This is a genomic window from Micromonospora sp. NPDC047740, from assembly GCF_043204735.1.
Taxonomy (GTDB): domain Bacteria; phylum Actinomycetota; class Actinomycetes; order Mycobacteriales; family Micromonosporaceae; genus Micromonospora.
Genome location: NZ_JBIDCT010000010.1, coordinates 1 through 17,898, shown reverse-complemented (window position 1 = coordinate 17,898; position 17,898 = coordinate 1). Strand labels below are relative to the sequence as shown.

Below are 17,898 nucleotides of genomic sequence, written 5' to 3'. Positions count from 1 at the left end.
CGGTAGCGGAAGGGATTTCGATGGCCATCAAGGCGGCGGCCCGCGCGACGCAGACCCCGGCATCGGTGTCGGAGAGTTCCTGGATCGAGATCGCCGGGCTGGACAAGGAGTACCGGCCCCGCAAGTCGGCCCCGACCCAGGCGCTCAGCGACATCAACCTGACCGCACGCCGCGGCGAGTTCATCTCGGTCGTGGGACCGTCCGGATGCGGCAAGACCACATTGCTGAAGATCCTCGCCGGGCTGAGCCCGAAGACCGGGGGGACCGTGCGGATCGCCGGGCGGGACGTCACGAAGCCCCTTCCCGAGGTCGGGATGGTGTTCCAGGCACCGACCCTGCTGCCCTGGCGCACCATCTTCGACAACGTGATGGTGCCGGCGGAGATCCAGAAGCTGGATCCCCGCCGGCACCGGGAACGCGCCCAGCAACTGTTGGACATGGTGGGCCTGAACGGATTCGAGCGTAAGTACCCGCACGAGCTCAGCGGCGGTATGCAGCAGCGGGCCGGTATCTGCCGGGCGCTGGTGCACGACCCGGCGGTGCTGCTGATGGACGAGCCGTTCGGCGCGCTCGACGCGATGACCCGCGAGTACATGAACGTCGAACTGCTGCGGATCTGGCAGGAGAGCGGGCAGACGATCGTGCTGGTCACGCACTCCATCCCGGAGGCGGTCTTCCTTTCCGACCGGGTGGTCGTTCTCAGCCCCCGACCGGGCCGGATCGCCGAGATCATGCCGATCGACCTGGACCGGCCCCGTGACCTCAGCGTCATGTCCTCCGACCGGGCCGGGACCTACGTGGACCGGATCCGCCGACACTTCAACGCCGCCGGCGTAATCGACTGACGAGGAGGCAGCCATGGCAACAACCAACCTGGTCGACAAGCCGGCCGAGCCACCGACGTCGGCGGCCACCGGCGCCGCCCGGCGCCGCCTGGACTTCCGGGAGAAGCCGCAACTCTGGCTGGTCCCGGCGGTCTTCGTCGTGGTCGTGCTGCTGTGGGAGTACGGCATCCAGCTGATCGGTGTCGACGAGTACGTCCTGCCCCGACCCTCGCAGGTGGTCGACTCCCTGTGGCGGCAGCTCGGCGACGACCAGTTCTGGGGTCACTTCCGGGTGACCAGCCAGGAAGCGCTGGTCGGGTTCGTCATCGGCGTGGGGGCCGCGGTGCTGCTGGGCACCTTCATCTCCCAGGTCAAGGTCGTCGAGGCCACCCTGATGCCCTACATCGTGGCCTTCCAGACCGTGCCGAAGGTCGCCCTGGCCCCGCTGTTCGTGGTCTGGTTCGGCTTCGGCCTGACCAGCAAGGTGGTCATGGCGGCGGTGATCTCGTTCTTCCCGATGCTGGTCAACGTCATCGAGGGGCTACGGGCGGCCGACGCCGACAAGATCCAGATGCTGACGGTGTTCGGGGCGAGCAAGACGCAGATCTTCCGGATGGTACGGCTGCCCAGCGCACTGCCGTTCATCTTCGCCGGCCTGGACATCGGCATCGTCTTCGCCATCCTCGGCGCGGTCGTCGGTGAGTTCATCGGCGCCAAGGAAGGCCTCGGCTACCTACTGCTCCAGACGAACTACAACTTCGACATCGCGGGCATGTTCGCCGTACTGGTGGTCCTGTCGGTGATGGGTCTGCTGGCCCACTTCGTCATCCGGCTGGTGCAGAAGCGGGTGGCCTTCTGGGCCGAGGAGACCAAGGTGATCGGCGCGTGACGACCGTGGACGGGACCGTCGTCACGGGCGCGCGGCACCGGTCGGGCCGGGCGTCCGCCCGCCCGGCCGGTGACCGGCCCGGGAAAACGTGGAGCAGGCCATGAGCAGTGACCCGAACCGGTTCGACGGCCGGGTGGCCGTGGTCACCGGTGCGGCACGCGGCATCGGCGCCCGCATCGCCGCCACCCTCGCCGAGCGGGGGGCCACGGTGGCCCGCGCCGACGTCCTCGACGACTGGGACAGCGAGCTGTCCGGCGGGACGCACACCCGGCACCTGGTGGACGTGCGGTCGGCGCGGTCCTGCGCCGGCCTGGTCGCGGCGGTCCTGGACCGGCACGGCCGCCTGGACCTCCTGGTCAACAACGCCGGCGTGGTCCGCCGCGGGCCGGCGGCGACGATGTCCGAGGAGGACTTCACCACCGTCGTCGACGTCAACCTGACCGGTACGTTCCGGATGTGCCAGGCCGCGTACCCGGCCCTGCGGGACGCGCGCGGCGCGGTGGTGAACATCGGCTCCACCAACGGGCACATCGCGGTGCTGAACACGCTGGGCTACTGCGTGAGCAAGGCCGGCGTCATGCACATGGCGCGGGTGCTGGCCCTCGAATGGGCACCGGACCACATCCGGGTCAACGCGGTCGGACCGACCATCGTGCCCACCGACATGACCTCCGACCTACGCGGCGACCCGGCGTACCTGGCGGACAAGATGGCCACCATCCCGTTGGGTCGGATGGCCGAGCCGCAGGACGTCGCCAACGCGGTCGCCTACCTGCTGAGCGACGCCGCCGCCATGATCACCGGCCAGACGATCTTCGTCGACGGCGGCGTCACCATCCACTGAGCCCCTGCCACCCCTGTGTGAGGAACCCGCATGCCACACCCTGACACCGCAGCCGCCCTGGCGGCGGTCGACGCGCACTTCGACGAGTTCGTCGAGGAGTTACAGCAGCTGTGCCGCATCCGCAGTCGCCGGCAGGAGCCGGAGCAGATGGCGGCCACGGCCGAGTTCATCGCCGGCTCGGTACGCCGCTGGGGCGGCAGCGCCGAGATAATCCCCTGGGAGCAGTCCTACCCGTACGTGCTCGCCGAGGTGCCCGGGGACGGCGAGGCGGCCCTGCTGCACTTCACCCACTACGACGTGGAGGTCGAGCCGGCCGGGGACGACGCCGACTGGATCAGCCCGCCGTACGCGGCGGAGATCCACGACGGGCGGCTCTACGCCCGCGGCGTGGCCGACGACAAGGGCGTCGTCATGTCCCGGATCCACGCGGTGGCGGCCTGGCGGCTGGCCGGCCTCACCCCGCCGGTCACCAGCAGGATCATCTTCGAGGGCAAGAAGTGGCTGCACAGCCCCGGCCTCGGCTCCTTCGTGCGGGCGCACGCCCGCCGGCTGGCCAGCGACGCGGCGCTGTGGGAGAACTCCTGGCTCGACGGCGACGACCGGCTGCTGCTCAAGCTCAGCGAGAAGGGCGTGCTCTACCTGCGGCTCACCGCGCAGACCCTGCCCCGGGACCTGACCAGCCAGAACACCGCGCTGCTGCCCGCCGCCACGGCCCGGCTGGCCGCCGCCCTGGCCCAGTTGCAGCGCCCTGACGGTACGGTGACGATCCCCGGCTTCGCCGACGACGCCCGCCCGCCGACCGAGGCGGAACGGGAACTGCTGGCGAATGTGGCGTTCGACGGGGACTTCCTCCGCAAGCGGGCCGAGGTCGAGCGGTTCACCGGGGACCTCGACGACCGGCAGGCGGCGCTGGCCATCCGTACCGTGCCGACGCTGACCGTCGCCGGTTTTGCCGGCGGCGACATGCGCGACGACGTGACGCTGGGCATCCCGTCGACCGCGTCGGCGAAGCTGGAGATCCGGCTGGTCCCGGGCCAAGACCCGGAGCGGGTGCTGGGCTGCCTCCGGGACCACCTGGCGGCGACCGGCTTCGGTGACCTGCGCATCGAGGTCATGGCCACCAGCCAGCCCAACATCACCGACCATCGCGATCCGTTCGTCGCGCTGGTCGCCGACGCGGCCCGCCGGGTGTACGGGACGGAGCCGGTGGTCGAGCCGTACACCCAGTGGATCGGCAACCAGGGGGTGCTCGCCGACCGCCCGATCGTCGGGATCGGCGTGTCCCGGGCCGATTCCGGGGTGGACGGCCCCAACGAGCACATCCGGCTGGACGACTACCGCGCCGGCATCAAGCACGTCATCGAGATCATGGCGGCCATGGCGGTGGCGAAGTGAGCCGGGCGCGCGGGGTGGCCCGCCGGGCATACGTCGACCTGCCGTGGGGACAGGTGCACTACCGCCACGGCGGCGACCCCGACCGGCCGGTACTGCTGATCCTCCACCAGTCCCCGCTGTCCTCGGCGACCTACGACGCGGTCGTCGAGCCCCTGGCCCGGCGGGGCCTGCGGGTCGTCGCCCTGGACACGCCGGGGTTCGGGATGTCCGACCCGCCGCCACGCCCCTGGTCCATTCCCGAATACGCCGACGCCGTGTGGCAGATCGCCGACGCCCTCGGACTGCCCCGGCTGCACCTGCTCGGGCAGCACACCGGCGCGATCATCGGGGCCGAGGCGATGATGCGCGCCCCGCAGCGGGTACACCGGCTGATCCTGCAGGGTATCCCGCTCTACGACGAGCAGGAGCGGGCGGAGAAGAAGCGGTCGTACGCCCCGGGTTACCTCCCGGCGCGTGACGGCGGGCACCTGCGGGTGATCTGGGACCGGGTGTACGGCCTCTACCCGAGACTGACCCCGGAGGAGGCGAACCGGCAGGTCACCGAGTACCTGTTGACCGGACCGGACTACGCCACGGCGTACCGGGCGGTCTTCGACCATCACGTGGACACCGCGGCGTTGGACGCGCTGCCCATCGTGCTGCTGCACGGAGCCGACGACCTGCTCGACCGGATGACGCCGCAGGTGCGGGCCGCGCTGCCGCACGCGCCGCTGGTCACCATCCCCGGCGGGACGGACTTCGTCGCCGACGAGCAGCCGGAGGCGTTCGCCGACGCAGTGGCCGCGCAGGTGCAGGCGGACCTGGAAGGGCGGCCGGCATGAGCATCGGGACACCGGCCGAGGCCGCGACGGCGGTCCCGGCGAACGTCATCTACACCGCGGCGGTGCGGGTGTCGGGCGGGCGGGGCGGGGCGGCGCGGTCGTTGACCGGGTCGCTACGGGTCGACCTCACCCGGCCGGCCCAGCGGGGCCCGGACGCGGCGGGCACCGATCCCGAGGAACTCTTCGCCGCCGGTTACGCGGCCTGCTTCGACAGCGCGCTGGCCATCGCCGCCCGCCAGGTGGGGGCGAAACCGGGGCCGACCACGGTCACCGCCTCAGTCTCCCTCGGGCAGACCGATGCGGGCCGGTACGCCATCGCGGTGGTGCTGGAGGTGTCGGCGCCGGAGTGCCCCCAGGCGGACCTGGAGCGCGCGGTGGCGCTGGCGGACCAGCTGTGCCCGTACTCGAACGCCCTGCGGGGCAACACTCCGGTGACGATCCAGGTCGATGGACACCGCTGACCTGTCCCGTGTCGCCACGGCGAGGCCGGTGGCGGCATCGCCGCGGCCTGCCGGCCCCGTGGCGCTGGCCGTCGGGCTCGCGGCGATCTACCTGCTCTGGGGCTCGACCTACCTGGGCAACCGGGTGGCCCTGGAGAGCCTGCCTCCGATGGTGTGCACCTCGGCGCGGTTCCTGGCCGCGGCGCTGCTGCTGTTCGCGGTGGCGGCGTCGCGGCGGGGACGGGTCGGGCTGCGGCCGGCGCGGGGCGAGTGGGGCGGGGTGGTGGCCAGTGGACTGCTGATGGTCGGGGCGGGCAGCGCGCTGCTGGCCCTGGGTCAGCAGTACGTCCCGACTGGACTGGCCTCGCTGCTGGTGGCCGGCATGCCGCTGTGGGTGCTGGTGCTCCGGTTGGGCGTCGGGCCGCGGCCGTCGTCGCTGGCGGCGGTTGGCGTACTGGGCGGGGTGGCCGGCCTGGCGCTGCTGTTCGCGGCGCCGACCGGGCAGTGGCACCTCGGCGGGATGCTGCTGGTGGTGCTCTCCACGATGGTGTGGGCGCTGGGCTCGACGCTGGCACAGCGGCTGAGGTCGCCGGCGGACCATCTGGTCGGCACCGGGTGGCAGATGCTGGTCGGCGGGGTGGCGGTGGCGGTGGCGAGCGTGGTCAGCGGCGAGGCGGGGCGGTTGCGGCTGGCGGAGGTGACCGGCCGCTCCTGGCTGGCTTGGGCCTATCTGATGGTGGTCTGCACCGTCGTGGGGTTCAGCGTCTACACCTGGTTGCTGCGAAACGCGCCGCTGCAATTGGCCGCCACCTACGCGTACGTCAATCCGGTGGTGGCGGTGCTGCTCGGCATGATGATGCTGAATGAAAGGCTGACCGGCCGGCAGGTGGTTGCCGGGGTGGTCGTACTCGCCTCGGTGGCGCTGGTCATCGCGGTGGAACGACCCCGGCAGGTCGAGGGTCTGCCGGCCGGCACACCTGTCGCACCCACCTGACGCCCGGCGCTGCCCGCCCACCTACGTCGACAGTAAGGACTGAGGATGACCACGACACCCGTCATTGACAATGACGCCAGCCGGACCCGGTCGGGCCTCGGACGTGCCCTTGATGTCATCAACATCATCGCCGCCCGGGCGCCGGAGACCCTCGGCGTGTCGACGATCGCCCGGGAGCTGGGGCTGCCGAAGGCGGTCGCGCACCGGATCCTCAAGGAGCTGGTGGCCGACGAGTTCCTCAGCTTCGACGAGGAGACCAAGCGGTACCGGCTCGGCGCCGGCGCGCTGACGGTGGGGCTGGCCGCGCTGCGCGCCATGGACGTGCCGGACATCGCCCGGCGGTATCTGGTCCGGCTGGTGCGCACCAGTGGTGAGACGGCCACCTTGTCGGTGCGGCAGGGCTGGTACCGGGTCTACATCGACCAGGTGCTCTCGCCGCACGAGGTGCGGATGTCGGTGTCGCTGGGCACCAGCCATCCGCTGCACTCCGGGTCGTCGTCCAAGGCCATCCTCGCCGCGCTGTCCGACGCGGAGGCCGAGGACTATCTGGACAACCAGCCGCTGGAGGCGGTCACCCCGTCCACCATCACCTCACCGGTGCGGCTGCGGGCCGAGCTGGCTCGGATCCGCCGCCAGGGGTACGCGGTGAGCATGGGCGAGCGGCAGAGCGGTGCGGGAAGCGTGGCGGCGGCGGTGCGCTACTCCACCGGTCAGGTGTTCGGATCGATCTCGCTGTGCGGACCGCAGAACCGGTTCACGCCCGAGGTGTGCGCCGGGCACGGCGCCCTGGTCGCCGCGGCGGCGGCGGAGATCTCCGCCGAGCTGGGTTTCCGGGCGCCCGCGCAGCGCGCGGGTGAGCCGGTTGAAGGCCGACCGGCACGGCGTTGACCCAGTAGGTACGACCGAAATTTTCTGCTCGGCGGAATGGTCTTCCGCTGAACCGAGCGATGACTGGGGAGGTGGAACGGGTGAGCAACGGACCGCTGACAGGTCTGCGGGTCCTGGACGTCTCGACAATCCTCGCCGGGCCCCTGTGCTGTCAGATCCTCGGCGACTTCGGCGCCGAGGTGATCAAGATCGAGCACCCGACGATGGGTGACAGCATGCGTGGGCACGGCAAGTCCAAGGACGGCCATCCCCTGTGGTGGAAGGAGATCTCCCGCAACAAGCGGCTGATCGGCCTGAGCCTCTCCGCGCCGGAGGGGGCGGCGCTGCTGCTGCGCCTAGCCGCCAGGGCCGACGTGCTGGTGGAGAACTTCCGCCCGGGCACGCTGGAGCGGTGGGGCATCGGCCCCGAACGGCTGCACCAGGTCAACCCCGGTCTGGTGATCGCCCGGATCACCGGCTTCGGCCAGGCCGGGCCGTACGCCTCTCGCGCCGGCTTCGGCACTCTGGCCGAGGCGATGAGCGGCTTCGCCCACCTCACCGGCACCGCCGACGGGCCGCCCACGCTGCCCGCGTTCGGGCTGGCTGACAGCATCTGCGGGATCGCCACCTCGTCAGCGGTGATGATGGCGTTGTGGCACCGGGAACGCTCCGGCCGGGGCCAGGTCATCGACATGAGCCTGCTGGAACCGATCATGACCGCCGTCGGTCCCGGTCCCACCGTCTACGACCAGCTCGGGGTGGTGGAACAGCGGCAGGGCAACCGGTCCACCAACAACGCGCCCCGCAACACGTATCGGACCAAGGACGGTTCGTGGGTGGCCGTGTCCACCAGCGCCCAGGCCATCGCCGAGCGGGTCCTCCGGTTGGTCGGGCACCCCGAGGTGATCGACGAGCCCTGGTTCCGTACCGGCGTCGGGCGGGTGGCGCACGCCGACGAGCTCGACGCCTACGTCGGCGCCTGGATCGGTGAGCGCACCCGCGACGAGGTGACCCAGGCGTTCGCCGAGGTCGGCGCCGCCGTCGCCCCGATCTACAGCGCCAAGGACATTGTCGAGGATCCGCACGTCCAAGCCACCGAGATGATCACCGTGGCCGACGACCCCGACCTCGGTCCGATGCGGATGCACAACGTGATGTGGCGGATGTCGGAGACCCCGGGCCGGATCCGGTTCACCGGCCGCGATCCCGGTGCCGACACCGACGCCCTGCTCGTCGACGAGCTCGGCTGCGACCCGACCGAGATCGCCGACCTGAAAGCCCGCGACATCGTCGCCTGACGACGCCGCGATGACAGCCGAAACGCGAGGAACCCCCGTGGCCACCACTGCCAGAACCGCCGACAGCCTGCTCGACGCCGTGCAGGCCGGCGTCACGATCTACGACCTGGGCCGGCCGCTCACCGTCGGCATGCCGCAGTCACCGAACCACCCGCCGTTCTGGATCACCCTGCCGCGCCGGCACGGCGACACGGTCCGGCCCGACGGCGGCTCCGCCGCCAACGACCTGCTGGTGATGGGCACCCACGTCGGCACGCACGTCGATGCCCTCGCGCACGTGTCCCACAACGGCCGGATGCACGGCGGGGTGGACGCCACCGCCGCGCAGGTCGGCGGCCGGTTCCACGAGTTGGGCGTGCACACCGTCGCGCCGATGGTCCGCCGGGGCGTCCTGCTCGACATCCCGGGCGCGCTGGCGCAGGAGAGCTGCTCGGCCGGCTACGAGATCACGGACGCCGACCTCGACGCCGCGGTGTGCCGGCAGGGCACGTCGGTGGGACCGGGCGACGTCGTGCTCATCCGCAGCGGCTGGGGGCGGCTGTTCGACCACGAGGACCGCACCCGCTACATCGGGAAGGAGTCCGGGGTGCCCGGGATCGGCGCGGACGGTGCCACCTGGCTGGCCGAACGCCGGGTACACGCCGCCGGAGCCGACACCATCGCCTTCGAGTGCCTGCCGCCTGGCAAGGGACACAGCGTGCTGCCGGCGCACCGCATCCTCCTGGTGGAACACGGCATCTACCTGATCGAGACGCTGGCGCTGGAGGAACTCGCCCGCGACGAGGTGTACGAGTTCACCTTCATCATGTCGCCGCTGCCGCTGTACGGTGCCACCGGCTCACCGGTGCGTCCACTGGCGGTGATCAGCCGTGACTGAGCCCACCCTGGGCCAGCGCCTGGCCGCCTTCGCCGCCGACACACCCGCCGACGCACTCCCCGACGAGGTGGTCGCCAGCGTCCGCGCCCGGGTGCTGGACATCATCGGGCTCTGCGTGGCGGCGTACCCGCTGCCGACCAGTCAGGCGGCCCTGGCGTACGTCACCGAGCAGGGCGGCCGGGGCCAGGCCTCGGTGGTCGGCCTGGCGGAGCGGGTGCCCGCGGCGCTGGCGGCGTTCGCCAACGGCGTGCTGGCGCACTCCCTCGACTACGACGACACGCACCTGCCGTCGGTGCTGCACCCCAGCGCGTCGGTGGTGCCGGCCGCCCTCGCCGCCGCCGAACTGGCCGGCGCGTCCGGCCGAGAAACGGTCGCCGCCATCGCCGTCGGCCTGGAGGTGTGTGTACGCCTCGGCATGGCCGGCTACGACCGGACCGTCGGCAATTCGGTCTTCTTCGAGCACGGCCAGCACGCCACCTCGATCTGCGGGACGCTCGGCGGAGCGGTCGCCGCAGCCCGGCTGCTGAGGCTGGACGCCGGCAGCACCCTGGACGCCCTCGGGGTGGCCGCCTCGATGGCCGCCGGGCTGATCGAGTCCAACCGCAACGGCGGCACGGTCAAACGGATCCACTGTGGCTGGGCGGCGCATTCGGCGGTCAGCGCGGCACTGCTGGCCCGGCACGGCGTGACCGGCCCACCGACGGTGCTGGAGGGACGGTTCGGCTTCTTCCAGGCGTTCCTGCGCGGCGAGTTCGACGCCGACGAGGTCGTCCGAGGGCTCGACACCGACTGGGCGGTGCCCGGCATCTTCTTCAAGCCGTACCCGGCCAACCACTTCACCCACGCCGCGATCGACGCGGCGATCGCGCTGCGGGAGCGGGGGCTGCCGATCGACCAGATCGACTCGATCACACTCGGCGTGCCGTCGCCGGTGATCCGCACCATCGGGCAACCCATCGAACGCAAGCGCGCCCCGCAGACCGGCTACGAGGCGCAGTTCAGCGGCCCGTACGCGGTCGCCGCCGGACTGTGCGGGGGCGGCGGGCTCGGCGTCGGGCTGGCCGACTTCACCGACGACCTGGCCCGTGAGCCGGTCCGCCGGGCCCTGATGGCAAAGGTCGAGGTGGTGCCCGACGAACGGTGCGACGCCATCTTCCCCAACCAGTTCCCAGCGGTACTGCGGGTGGTCACCCGCGACGGACAGGAGTGGACCGAGGCGGTCCTGGCCAACCGCGGCGGGCCGCAACGCCCGCTCAGCGAGGCTGAACTGGCGGTGAAGTTCCACCACAACACCGCAGCCGGGCTGCCGGCGCAGATCGCCGCCCAGATCGAGGAGGAGGTCCACCGGCTGGACCAGGCCCCCGACGTCCGGCAGCTGACCAGCTTGATCACGTGTGAGAGGGCCACCGACGCCGCGCCGGTGGCGCCGAGCCGCTGAACCGACAACGAGGAGCACCCCCATGACGACCTTCGACCTGCTGCTGACCAACATTCGCGTCGTCCGGCACGACCGGCCCGAACCCGAGCTGCTGGACGTCGCTGTCACCGACGGCCGGATCAGCCGAATCGCCCCACACATCGAGGTGAGCGAGGCCGCCCGGGCGGTCGACGGTGGGGGGCGGCTCGCCTTCCCCGGGGTGGTCGACGCCCACCAGCACTGGGGCATCTACAACCCGCTGGGCGAGGACACCGTGTCGGAGAGCCGCGCCTCGGTGCAGGGCGGCGTGACCACCGCACTGAACTACATGCGCACCGGGCAGTACTACCTCAACCGCGGCGGCCGGTACGACGACTTCTTCCCGGACGTCCTCGCCGCCGCCGAGGGCCGCTCATACATCGACTACGGTTTCCACCTGGCCCCGATGATGCGCGAGCACATCAACGAGATCCCGCAGTTGGTGGCGGAGCACGGGGTCACCTCGTTCAAGATCTTCATGTTCTACGGCAGCCACGGGCTGCACGGCCGCTCCGCCGACCAGAACTCATTCCTGATGATCCCGGAGGGTGAGCGGTACGACTACGCCCACTTCGAGTTCGTCATGCGGGGAGTGCAGGCGGCCCGTGAACAGTTCCCTGAGCTGGCCGACGACATCTCGCTGTCGCTGCACTGCGAGACCGCCGAGATCATGAGCGCCTACACCAGGCAGGTCGAGCAGGAGGGCAGGCTGCAAGGGCTGGAGGCCTATCACGCCTCCCGGCCACCGCACTCGGAGGGGCTGGCCGTGTCGATCGCGTCGTACCTGGCGCACGAGACCGGGCTGCCGAAGATCAACCTGCTGCACCTGTCCTCGTACAAGGCCGTTGACGCGGCGCTGCGAATGGCACAGGCGTTCCCGCACATCGACTTCCGCCGGGAGGTCACAATCGGGCACCTGCTGGCCGACATCAGCACCGCGCACGGGCTCGGCGGCAAGGTCAACCCACCGCTGCGCCCCCGCGAGGACGTCGAGGCACTCTGGGAGTACGTCCTGGACGGCAAGATCGACTGGGTGGTCAGCGACCACGCCTGCTGCCGGGACGAGGTGAAATTCGGTGAACCGCGCGACGACATCTTCGTGGCGAAGTCCGGCTTCGGCGGCGCCGAGTACCTGCTGCCCGGCCTGGTCACCGAGGGCAGCCGGCGCGGCCTGTCGTACCAGCGGGTGGCCGAGCTGACCTCGTGGAACCCGGCCCGCCGCTTCGGTCTGCACCACAAGGGCGCGATCGCCGAGGGCTACGACGCGGACATCTGCCTGGTGGACCCGGACGTGACCTGGACGGTTCGGGCCGAGGACTCCGAGTCGACCCAGGAGTACACGCCGTTCGAGGGCTTCGAGCTGACCGCCAAGGTGACCGACACCTTCGTCCGCGGCGAGCAGGTGCTCGTCGACGGCAAGGTCGCCGGCGAGCCGCACGGCCGGTACATCTCCCGGCCGCAGCGGTAGGGAGGCGAGGAGTGCAGACGGTGGCGCGCAGTTATCTGTACGTGCCCGGCGACCGGGCGGACCTGCTGGACAAGGCCCCCGGGCGGGGCGCCGACGCGCTCGTACTCGACCTCGAGGACGCGGTGATCGCGGCCCGCAAGGAGCAGGCCCGTGAGACGGTCGGCGCGTTCCTCGCCGCCGCCCCGCGGAACGGGCCTGGCCTGTGGGTCAGGATCAACAGTGACCAGATCGAGGCGGACATCGCCGTCCTCTCCGCGGCGGCGGTGGGTATCTGGGTGCCCAAGGCCGAACCGAACCTGCTCCATGAGGTCGACGCGGCGCTCACCCGGGCCGAGCGGCGGCTCGGCCCGGGTGCGCCGACCTTCCAGGTGGTGGCGCTGATCGAGACCGCCCGAGGGGTGCTCACCGCGGCGCAGGTGGCCGCCGCGCCACGCGTGCTCCGACTCGGCATCGGCGAGGCGGACCTGGCCGGTGAGCTCGGGCTGCAGCCGGGGGCGGACCGGGCGGAGTTCGGCCCAATCCGCTCGCAGGTCGTCGTCGCCTCGGCCGCAGCCGGGATCACCCCTCCCGTGGGGCCCGTCGAGACAACGCTGCGCGATGCAGCCCGGCTGGAGCAGACGACCCGGGCCCTGCTCCGGCAGGGCTTCCGGGCCCGCACCGCCATCCACCCCGGACAACTCGCGGTCATCAACGACGTGTTCGCCCCCACCGCCGCCGAGTTGGCGTCCGCCCGGGCGGTCCTGGAGGCGATGGAGCGGGCAGAACGTCGTGGCTCCGGTGTGGCGACCGACGCCGACGGCCGACTGCTGGACCGGGCCGTGGTCCGCACCGCTGCCGAAGTGGTACGGCGGGCCGACGCGTCGGCCGGCTGACTACCGCACGTCCCGCCCGGTCCGGCACGTGGTTCGCGTGCTGCCTCAGCTGGCTTCCGGGTGAACGCAGAGAAGCGCGCCGGCTGGGCCACCTCCCAGATGTGCTCCAGCCGGCGAGCGTCTAGCTTCCCTCCGTCAGCGGTGCGCCCACCGTGTAGAGCAGCAGTGCCAGCGATGCGAGCGTGAACATCGCCAGCATGACGCGCCGCCAGTTGACAGCCAGAGTCATGATTCACCCCCCTCGGTCTGTGACGGAACAGATTGTCCCCGCCGGTGGCGACACATGGCCAGCACGACCATCGCGCAGGCGCCGCCGCTGATCAGGACATCGCCAGGGCTGATGACCTTGTGCAGGGGTGCGATCGGGATAGTGTCGCCGAGGAACGGCAACCGTGTGTTGGCGTCGGCAGATTCGTTTGGGTGTCGCCAGGCCCGGACGCAGGCCCCCACTGCGGCGGCCACGGCGGGTTCGTAAGGCATCCGACCGTTGAGCGCGATGGCCAGGCCGTTCAAAGCAGCGCCCAGCGCGATGAACACACCGGCGACGCGGGTAGCCACCGGCCAATGTCGAAGGTTGACAGCAAGCCACACCAGCACGAAAGCGAACACGATGGCCAGCATGGACACGCCGACTTGCTGTTCAATGAAGCTCCGTACGCCCTTCACGTAGTACTGCACAACCTGACCGAGTGCGGCCAGCGGTGGATGCAACACCGGCTTGTTCGATCGAGGCCTAACCGATTTGATTATCGATGATCAGTGATCATAGATTGGCCTGTGTGGGACGTTTTCGGCTTTCCAAGGCCGGGAAGCGTGTCGGTGTTCACCCCGTGGCGCATCACGTTTGGGTTGGCTCGGGGAGGGTTCCGGTGGCGTGGGCCGGCGGTGAGGGCCGGTTTTTGTGGATCGGTGTTGAGGCGTTGAGTCGGTGAGCGGGAAGCTGCGGCTGACCGAGAGTGAGACGGCCCGCACCGCGTGTGCCCGTGCTGTGCTGCGCGTGGGGGTGGACGAGGCAACCGGCGAGGTCCTGTCTCAGGCGGTGCTGGCGCAGCGGGTCGGGTGGTGTGCCGGCCTGGTGGCGGGCATGGTGGCCGCGCTGATCGGCGAGCATTGGAACAGCGTGGATGTGCAGGTGTTGGCTTCCGGGTGGATGCGGGTGGGCGGAGGTTGCCGTCGAACGCGTGGATGGCGCTGCGGCGCCTGGGGTGGGCGGTGACTGCGCCTGGGGGTGTGAGGGTCAATGACCGGGTCGTGCGGATGGCGCAGGAGCAGGCGGGGCGTGCGCTGCGTTCGGTGAAGTGGCGCGCCGATGTGACCGGCGGGGTCCTGGCGACGTGGCCGGCTGATCCGCGCAAGCGCACGCCCGCGGAGTGGGATCAGGTGCGGGCCTCGATCCCCGGCGGGCAGCATCTGCCATCCAGCGTCATCAAGGGCCGCACCCGGCAGGCCGTCACGTTCGCCAAGGCCAACGGTCGGCTGCCGGTGGACGTGTTCGAACTCGAAGGCGTCCCGAGGATCGGACGGATGTTGCTGTTGGCCGCGTGTGATCGGCAGCAGGCCACGATCGAGCGCAGCGACACCGACCCGGGCAGGGCGCTGCTGCGGCTGCAGTTGCCCACCCGTCCGGATCCGCAGACGTATCGGGACTGGACGTGGGTCGCCTGCCCGATCAGGCTGCCGTCCACGGTTCCCGCCTCGGCGTTGCTGCACCTGCCCACCCTCCGAATAACCGGCGGGCAGGTGCGTGCCGATGTTGCATACACGCACCCGGTGCCGAAAGCCGCGCGCACCGGCCACACGGTGGCGGTCGGTGTGGATTGGGGCCTCAACACCCTCCTCAGCGCCGGAGCCCTACGACTGGGAGAGGATGGGCGGATCACGGCGTTGGGGGCTGGTGGACAGTTCCGCGCCGCCGGCATCCTCGCCAAGCAGCACCTGCTCCGACGCCTGTCAGAACGGCTGCATGCGAAGGCCGACCAGTACGCGCGGCTGCTCGGCGGCCGCCCCGACGAGCATCTGAGGGCGAAACGTGAGGTGCTGGCCGGCGAGATCCGCCACGTGTCCACCCGCCGATCCAACCTCAACGATGCGCTCGCGTGGGCTGCCGCCCGCTGGACGGTGGACCAGGCGATCGCCGCCCGGGCGACGGTGATCTATCTGGAGGATCTGCGGTCGTTGGAAGCCAAGGGCATGGGGCGCAGCCTGAACACGCGCCTGTCCCAGCAGGTCCGCGGAAAGATCAGCGACCGGATGCGGCACCTCGCCGCCGAGCACGGCATCGCCGTGGTCACTGTCCCCGCCCGCAACACGTCCAAGCACCAACGTAAGAGCTGGTTGTCAAGTCGGTCGCTGAGAGTGTCGTGGGTCAGGAGTTTGCGCTGTTCGTGGTGGTGCGGCTGCGTGGGTGCGCGTGTGGTGGGCAGCGGGGGATCGGTCGCGGGCAGGCGGGGGCGGCCGGTCGGTGGCGGCTGCCGATCGGCGTAGGTGTGGTCGCCGTCCGTGGGTGGCGGGGGCTCCGCTGCACATCCCGCGTCTCTTCGTAGATCGTTAACCGGGCTTGTCCCGCTTCGGCGGGGTCCCGACAGCGCGCAACCGAGCTTGTGCGGGGTGCGGCGGGGCGGCCCTTGGTGCTTGACGAGCTTGGTGGCTCAACTGCCTTACGGGCTTGCCCCGCGGCGGAGGGCGGTCTATGCAGTTGTCGTGGGTCGCGCTGGTCGTCGGGGGCTGGTCAGGCTGCGGCGGCGAGGGCGGGACGGGAGGCGTCATCGGCGCCAGCGGCGATGGTGGCATCCCACGCCCGCCGGTGAGTGACAATGGCGTATAGCCAGCGCAGCAGGGCTGCGGCGCAGGCCACCCGGGCTTGGGCCGGCGTCAGCCGGCCGCGCTCGCGGGTGGTCAGGTGGGTGAACTTGTCGGCCAGGACCGGGTTGTGGGGCAGTGCGCCCCACATGGCGCGCCATGCTGCGGCCCGCAGCCCGGGACGGCCCCGCCGGGACACGCGGGTCAGGCCGCGGAAGGTGGCCGAGGTGTTCTCGGACGGGTTGAGCCCGGCGTGTTTGACCACGCTGCGGGCGCTGGCGAACCGGGCCGGGTCGCCGGTCTCGGCCAGGATCACCGCCGCCCCGACTGCCGACACCCCAGGAATCGATGCGGCCAGGTCGGTCAGGCCCAGGGTATCCAGGACGTCCACCATGCGCTGCTCGACATCATCCAGGCGGGCCAGGGCGGCACGCCAGTCGTCGAGCAGGAAACGCACCCGTTCCAGCCCACCACGGCGCTGGGCGCCCACCCCGCCACGATCGGCCAGGGCGTCGAAGAACCGTCCGGCCACCCGGTGGCACAGCCGCTCCGCGCCGAAGCGGGGCAGCTGCCCGCGTGCGGCGGCGAAGAACCCGTCACGGCCGAGCCGCCGTAGCCGGGCCGGGTCGCCAGCGCAGCGGTCGACGGTCGCTGCCAGGCACGCCAGCCAGGTCGTGGAGTCCAAGGGCTTGGCCGCACACGCCAGCGCCGCCGGCCAACAGCACGACAGCAGATCAGCGATCTGCCGCCCACACGCGACGGTCTCGACGACCAGCCGGAACCGGCGGGCACCCAGGTGCCGCAGCCGAGCCCAGTCGGCGTCGGCGCGTTCGGGCAGGTAGCAGTCCAGCCGAGCGATCAACCTGCCGATGAGCACCGCGTCTTTATGGTCGGTCTTGTCACGGGTGTAGTCGTCAGCCTCGCGTGCCAGGTGCACCGCGAGGGACTGCACGCACACAGATCCCATCTCGGCGGCGTCGGCCAGGCCCATCACCGACCGCCAGCGGTGCCCGGTCGGCTCGCAACCGACCACGATCCCGGCATACCCGTGCCGAGCCGCCTGCCCGGCGGCCCAAGCCAACAGCCCGCCCAACGCATGAGCCTTGACCAGCATCGTCCTGCGCCCCAGCACCCGACCATCGTGGTCCATCAACGCCGCGACCTGCTTGTCCTCGCCCAGGTCGATCGCCAGGATCGCCCGGTCTTCTCGCACCAGCGCCCGCAACACGGCGATTCGGTTGTTCCGCCGCCGATCTCCTCGAGTCAACCCGCTACGCTTGGCCACGAACGTCCTCCTCGGTAGGTCTGGGACATCAAGCCCGTCTATCCCACCAGGGAGGACGTTCCTGACCTCAGCTCCCAAACGCTTCGAGGTCTTTCTACTGCCCGCAATGTTTGACCCCGCTACAGCACCGTAAAGCCCCCGACCGGCCCACCGCGTCGGGATGGAAGTGGGCCATCTGCCCCAACACCGGGTGCGGCTGGCAGGGCGACCGTGACCACGGCGGCTGGCGGCGTATCGCCGCCCGCGGACTCACCCATCAAGCCAAGACAGCCATCGACCGCACCACCGGGGCGATGGTGATCCGCTCGGTCGTGGACATGCTCGAAGCCAACGCCGTCGTCACCCCGAGCTCCAATGCCAGCCGGAGGGACCGGTCGAAGACCAGCCCCACCCGGCACAAGCCAACACGCCCCGCGCCCAGGCGACGCAGGGCACCCTCCCCCACCCGGCCCCACAGCCGGGCGGGCAAGCGTCCGGAGGGACACGCACCAACGGACCGGAAGCTGCCCCGCGCAGCCCACCGACACCAGAGCGTGACCACGACCAGCACACCCACCACCACCGGCCACCGGCCACGAGGAGCCGCACTGGGCGCCGGATTCCACCTCCACGCCCACGCATCTCCACCACGGTGGGAAACGATCCCGGAAACTCAATCCGACTCAGGATCGCTAAGCTGATCAGAGTCATTCCGACCTGTTCCGGACGCCACGCAGGCGTGAAAATGGTGGTCCGGTCGCCCGCTGACGTCGCCAGCTTCTTGGGAGGT

The 17,898-nt window shown here is 70.9% G+C and carries 17 protein-coding genes; 15 read left to right on the top strand and 2 right to left on the bottom strand.

What is annotated here, in order from left to right; genetic code table 11:
* The first annotated feature begins 20 nt into the window (after positions 1-20).
* From ACGF4F_RS19495 to ACGF4F_RS19435, 13 genes are all read left to right on the top strand, one after another.
* A complete protein-coding gene (locus tag ACGF4F_RS19495) occupies positions 21-845 on the top strand; it encodes an ABC transporter ATP-binding protein (protein ID WP_357439213.1) in 825 nt (274 codons plus the stop codon).
* A gap of 13 nt (positions 846-858) precedes the next feature.
* On the top strand, positions 859-1,713 hold the full coding sequence (locus ACGF4F_RS19490; RefSeq protein ID WP_357439215.1) for an ABC transporter permease: 855 nt from the start codon (positions 859-861) through the stop codon (positions 1,711-1,713).
* A gap of 100 nt (positions 1,714-1,813) precedes the next feature.
* Positions 1,814-2,557: an SDR family oxidoreductase gene (locus tag ACGF4F_RS19485; RefSeq protein WP_357439218.1), complete on the top strand. Its 744-nt coding sequence runs from the start codon at positions 1,814-1,816 to the stop codon at positions 2,555-2,557.
* Positions 2,558-2,587: 30 nt separating this feature from the next.
* Positions 2,588-3,952 carry a M20/M25/M40 family metallo-hydrolase gene (locus tag ACGF4F_RS19480; protein ID WP_357439220.1) on the top strand — a complete coding sequence of 455 codons (1,365 nt, stop codon included), beginning with the start codon at positions 2,588-2,590 and terminating at the stop codon, positions 3,950-3,952.
* Positions 3,949-4,773 carry an alpha/beta fold hydrolase gene (locus ACGF4F_RS19475; protein ID WP_357439223.1) on the top strand — a complete coding sequence of 275 codons (825 nt, stop codon included), beginning with the start codon at positions 3,949-3,951 and terminating at the stop codon, positions 4,771-4,773. Before ACGF4F_RS19480 ends, ACGF4F_RS19475 begins: the two co-directional genes overlap by 4 nt.
* Positions 4,770-5,234, top strand: a complete 465-nt coding sequence (locus tag ACGF4F_RS19470; RefSeq protein WP_357439226.1) for an Ohr family peroxiredoxin — start codon at positions 4,770-4,772, stop codon at positions 5,232-5,234. Before ACGF4F_RS19475 ends, ACGF4F_RS19470 begins: the two co-directional genes overlap by 4 nt.
* Positions 5,221-6,207 (top strand): EamA family transporter, encoded by a 987-nt coding sequence (locus ACGF4F_RS19465; protein ID WP_357439229.1) that lies wholly within the window; start codon positions 5,221-5,223, stop codon positions 6,205-6,207. The genes ACGF4F_RS19470 and ACGF4F_RS19465 overlap by 14 nt, the downstream gene beginning before the upstream one ends.
* A gap of 45 nt (positions 6,208-6,252) precedes the next feature.
* Positions 6,253-7,095, top strand: a complete 843-nt coding sequence (locus ACGF4F_RS19460; protein WP_357439231.1) for an IclR family transcriptional regulator — start codon at positions 6,253-6,255, stop codon at positions 7,093-7,095.
* A gap of 80 nt (positions 7,096-7,175) precedes the next feature.
* Positions 7,176-8,372: a CoA transferase gene (locus tag ACGF4F_RS19455; protein WP_357439234.1), complete on the top strand. Its 1,197-nt coding sequence runs from the start codon at positions 7,176-7,178 to the stop codon at positions 8,370-8,372.
* Positions 8,373-8,409: 37 nt separating this feature from the next.
* On the top strand, positions 8,410-9,249 hold the full coding sequence (locus tag ACGF4F_RS19450) for a cyclase family protein (protein WP_357439237.1): 840 nt from the start codon (positions 8,410-8,412) through the stop codon (positions 9,247-9,249).
* On the top strand, positions 9,242-10,687 hold the full coding sequence (locus tag ACGF4F_RS19445) for an MmgE/PrpD family protein (RefSeq protein ID WP_393078985.1): 1,446 nt from the start codon (positions 9,242-9,244) through the stop codon (positions 10,685-10,687). The genes ACGF4F_RS19450 and ACGF4F_RS19445 overlap by 8 nt, the downstream gene beginning before the upstream one ends.
* Before the next feature lie 22 nt (positions 10,688-10,709).
* Positions 10,710-12,173, top strand: coding sequence for a dihydroorotase family protein (locus ACGF4F_RS19440; protein WP_357439242.1), 1,464 nt, complete (start codon positions 10,710-10,712; stop codon positions 12,171-12,173).
* A 20-nt stretch (positions 12,174-12,193) separates the two neighbouring features.
* Positions 12,194-13,045, top strand: coding sequence for an HpcH/HpaI aldolase/citrate lyase family protein (locus ACGF4F_RS19435; protein ID WP_393078982.1), 852 nt, complete (start codon positions 12,194-12,196; stop codon positions 13,043-13,045).
* A 225-nt stretch (positions 13,046-13,270) separates the two neighbouring features.
* Here ACGF4F_RS19435 and ACGF4F_RS19430 read toward each other — a convergent pair whose 3' ends face one another.
* Positions 13,271-13,759, bottom strand: a complete 489-nt coding sequence (locus ACGF4F_RS19430) for a DUF5317 family protein (protein ID WP_393078979.1) — start codon at positions 13,757-13,759, stop codon at positions 13,271-13,273.
* Positions 13,760-13,973: 214 nt separating this feature from the next.
* Here ACGF4F_RS19430 and ACGF4F_RS19425 point away from each other — a divergent pair, with 214 nt between their 5' ends.
* Positions 13,974-14,261 (top strand): hypothetical protein, encoded by a 288-nt coding sequence (locus ACGF4F_RS19425; RefSeq protein ID WP_393078976.1) that lies wholly within the window; start codon positions 13,974-13,976, stop codon positions 14,259-14,261.
* A gap of 41 nt (positions 14,262-14,302) precedes the next feature.
* Entirely contained in the window at positions 14,303-15,529 is a 1,227-nt protein-coding gene (locus ACGF4F_RS19420) for a hypothetical protein (RefSeq protein ID WP_393078974.1), read from the top strand.
* Positions 15,530-15,773: 244 nt separating this feature from the next.
* Here the strand turns inward: ACGF4F_RS19420 and ACGF4F_RS19415 are convergent, their stop codons facing one another.
* Positions 15,774-17,129, bottom strand: coding sequence for an IS110 family transposase (locus ACGF4F_RS19415; RefSeq protein ID WP_393078971.1), 1,356 nt, complete (start codon positions 17,127-17,129; stop codon positions 15,774-15,776).
* Positions 17,130-17,898: the final 769 nt, after the last annotated feature.

Coding starts and splice junctions, on each gene's coding strand:
- ACGF4F_RS19470 (WP_357439226.1), top strand. CDS start 4,770: ATGAGCATCGGGACACCGGCCGAGGCCGCGACGGCGGTCCCGGCGAAC.
- ACGF4F_RS19440 (WP_357439242.1), top strand. CDS start 10,710: ATGACGACCTTCGACCTGCTGCTGACCAACATTCGCGTCGTCCGGCAC.
- ACGF4F_RS19420 (WP_393078974.1), top strand. CDS start 14,303: ATGGCGCAGGAGCAGGCGGGGCGTGCGCTGCGTTCGGTGAAGTGGCGC.
- ACGF4F_RS19495 (WP_357439213.1), top strand. CDS start 21: ATGGCCATCAAGGCGGCGGCCCGCGCGACGCAGACCCCGGCATCGGTG.
- ACGF4F_RS19480 (WP_357439220.1), top strand. CDS start 2,588: ATGCCACACCCTGACACCGCAGCCGCCCTGGCGGCGGTCGACGCGCAC.
- ACGF4F_RS19465 (WP_357439229.1), top strand. CDS start 5,221: ATGGACACCGCTGACCTGTCCCGTGTCGCCACGGCGAGGCCGGTGGCG.
- ACGF4F_RS19460 (WP_357439231.1), top strand. CDS start 6,253: ATGACCACGACACCCGTCATTGACAATGACGCCAGCCGGACCCGGTCG.
- ACGF4F_RS19490 (WP_357439215.1), top strand. CDS start 859: ATGGCAACAACCAACCTGGTCGACAAGCCGGCCGAGCCACCGACGTCG.
- ACGF4F_RS19485 (WP_357439218.1), top strand. CDS start 1,814: ATGAGCAGTGACCCGAACCGGTTCGACGGCCGGGTGGCCGTGGTCACC.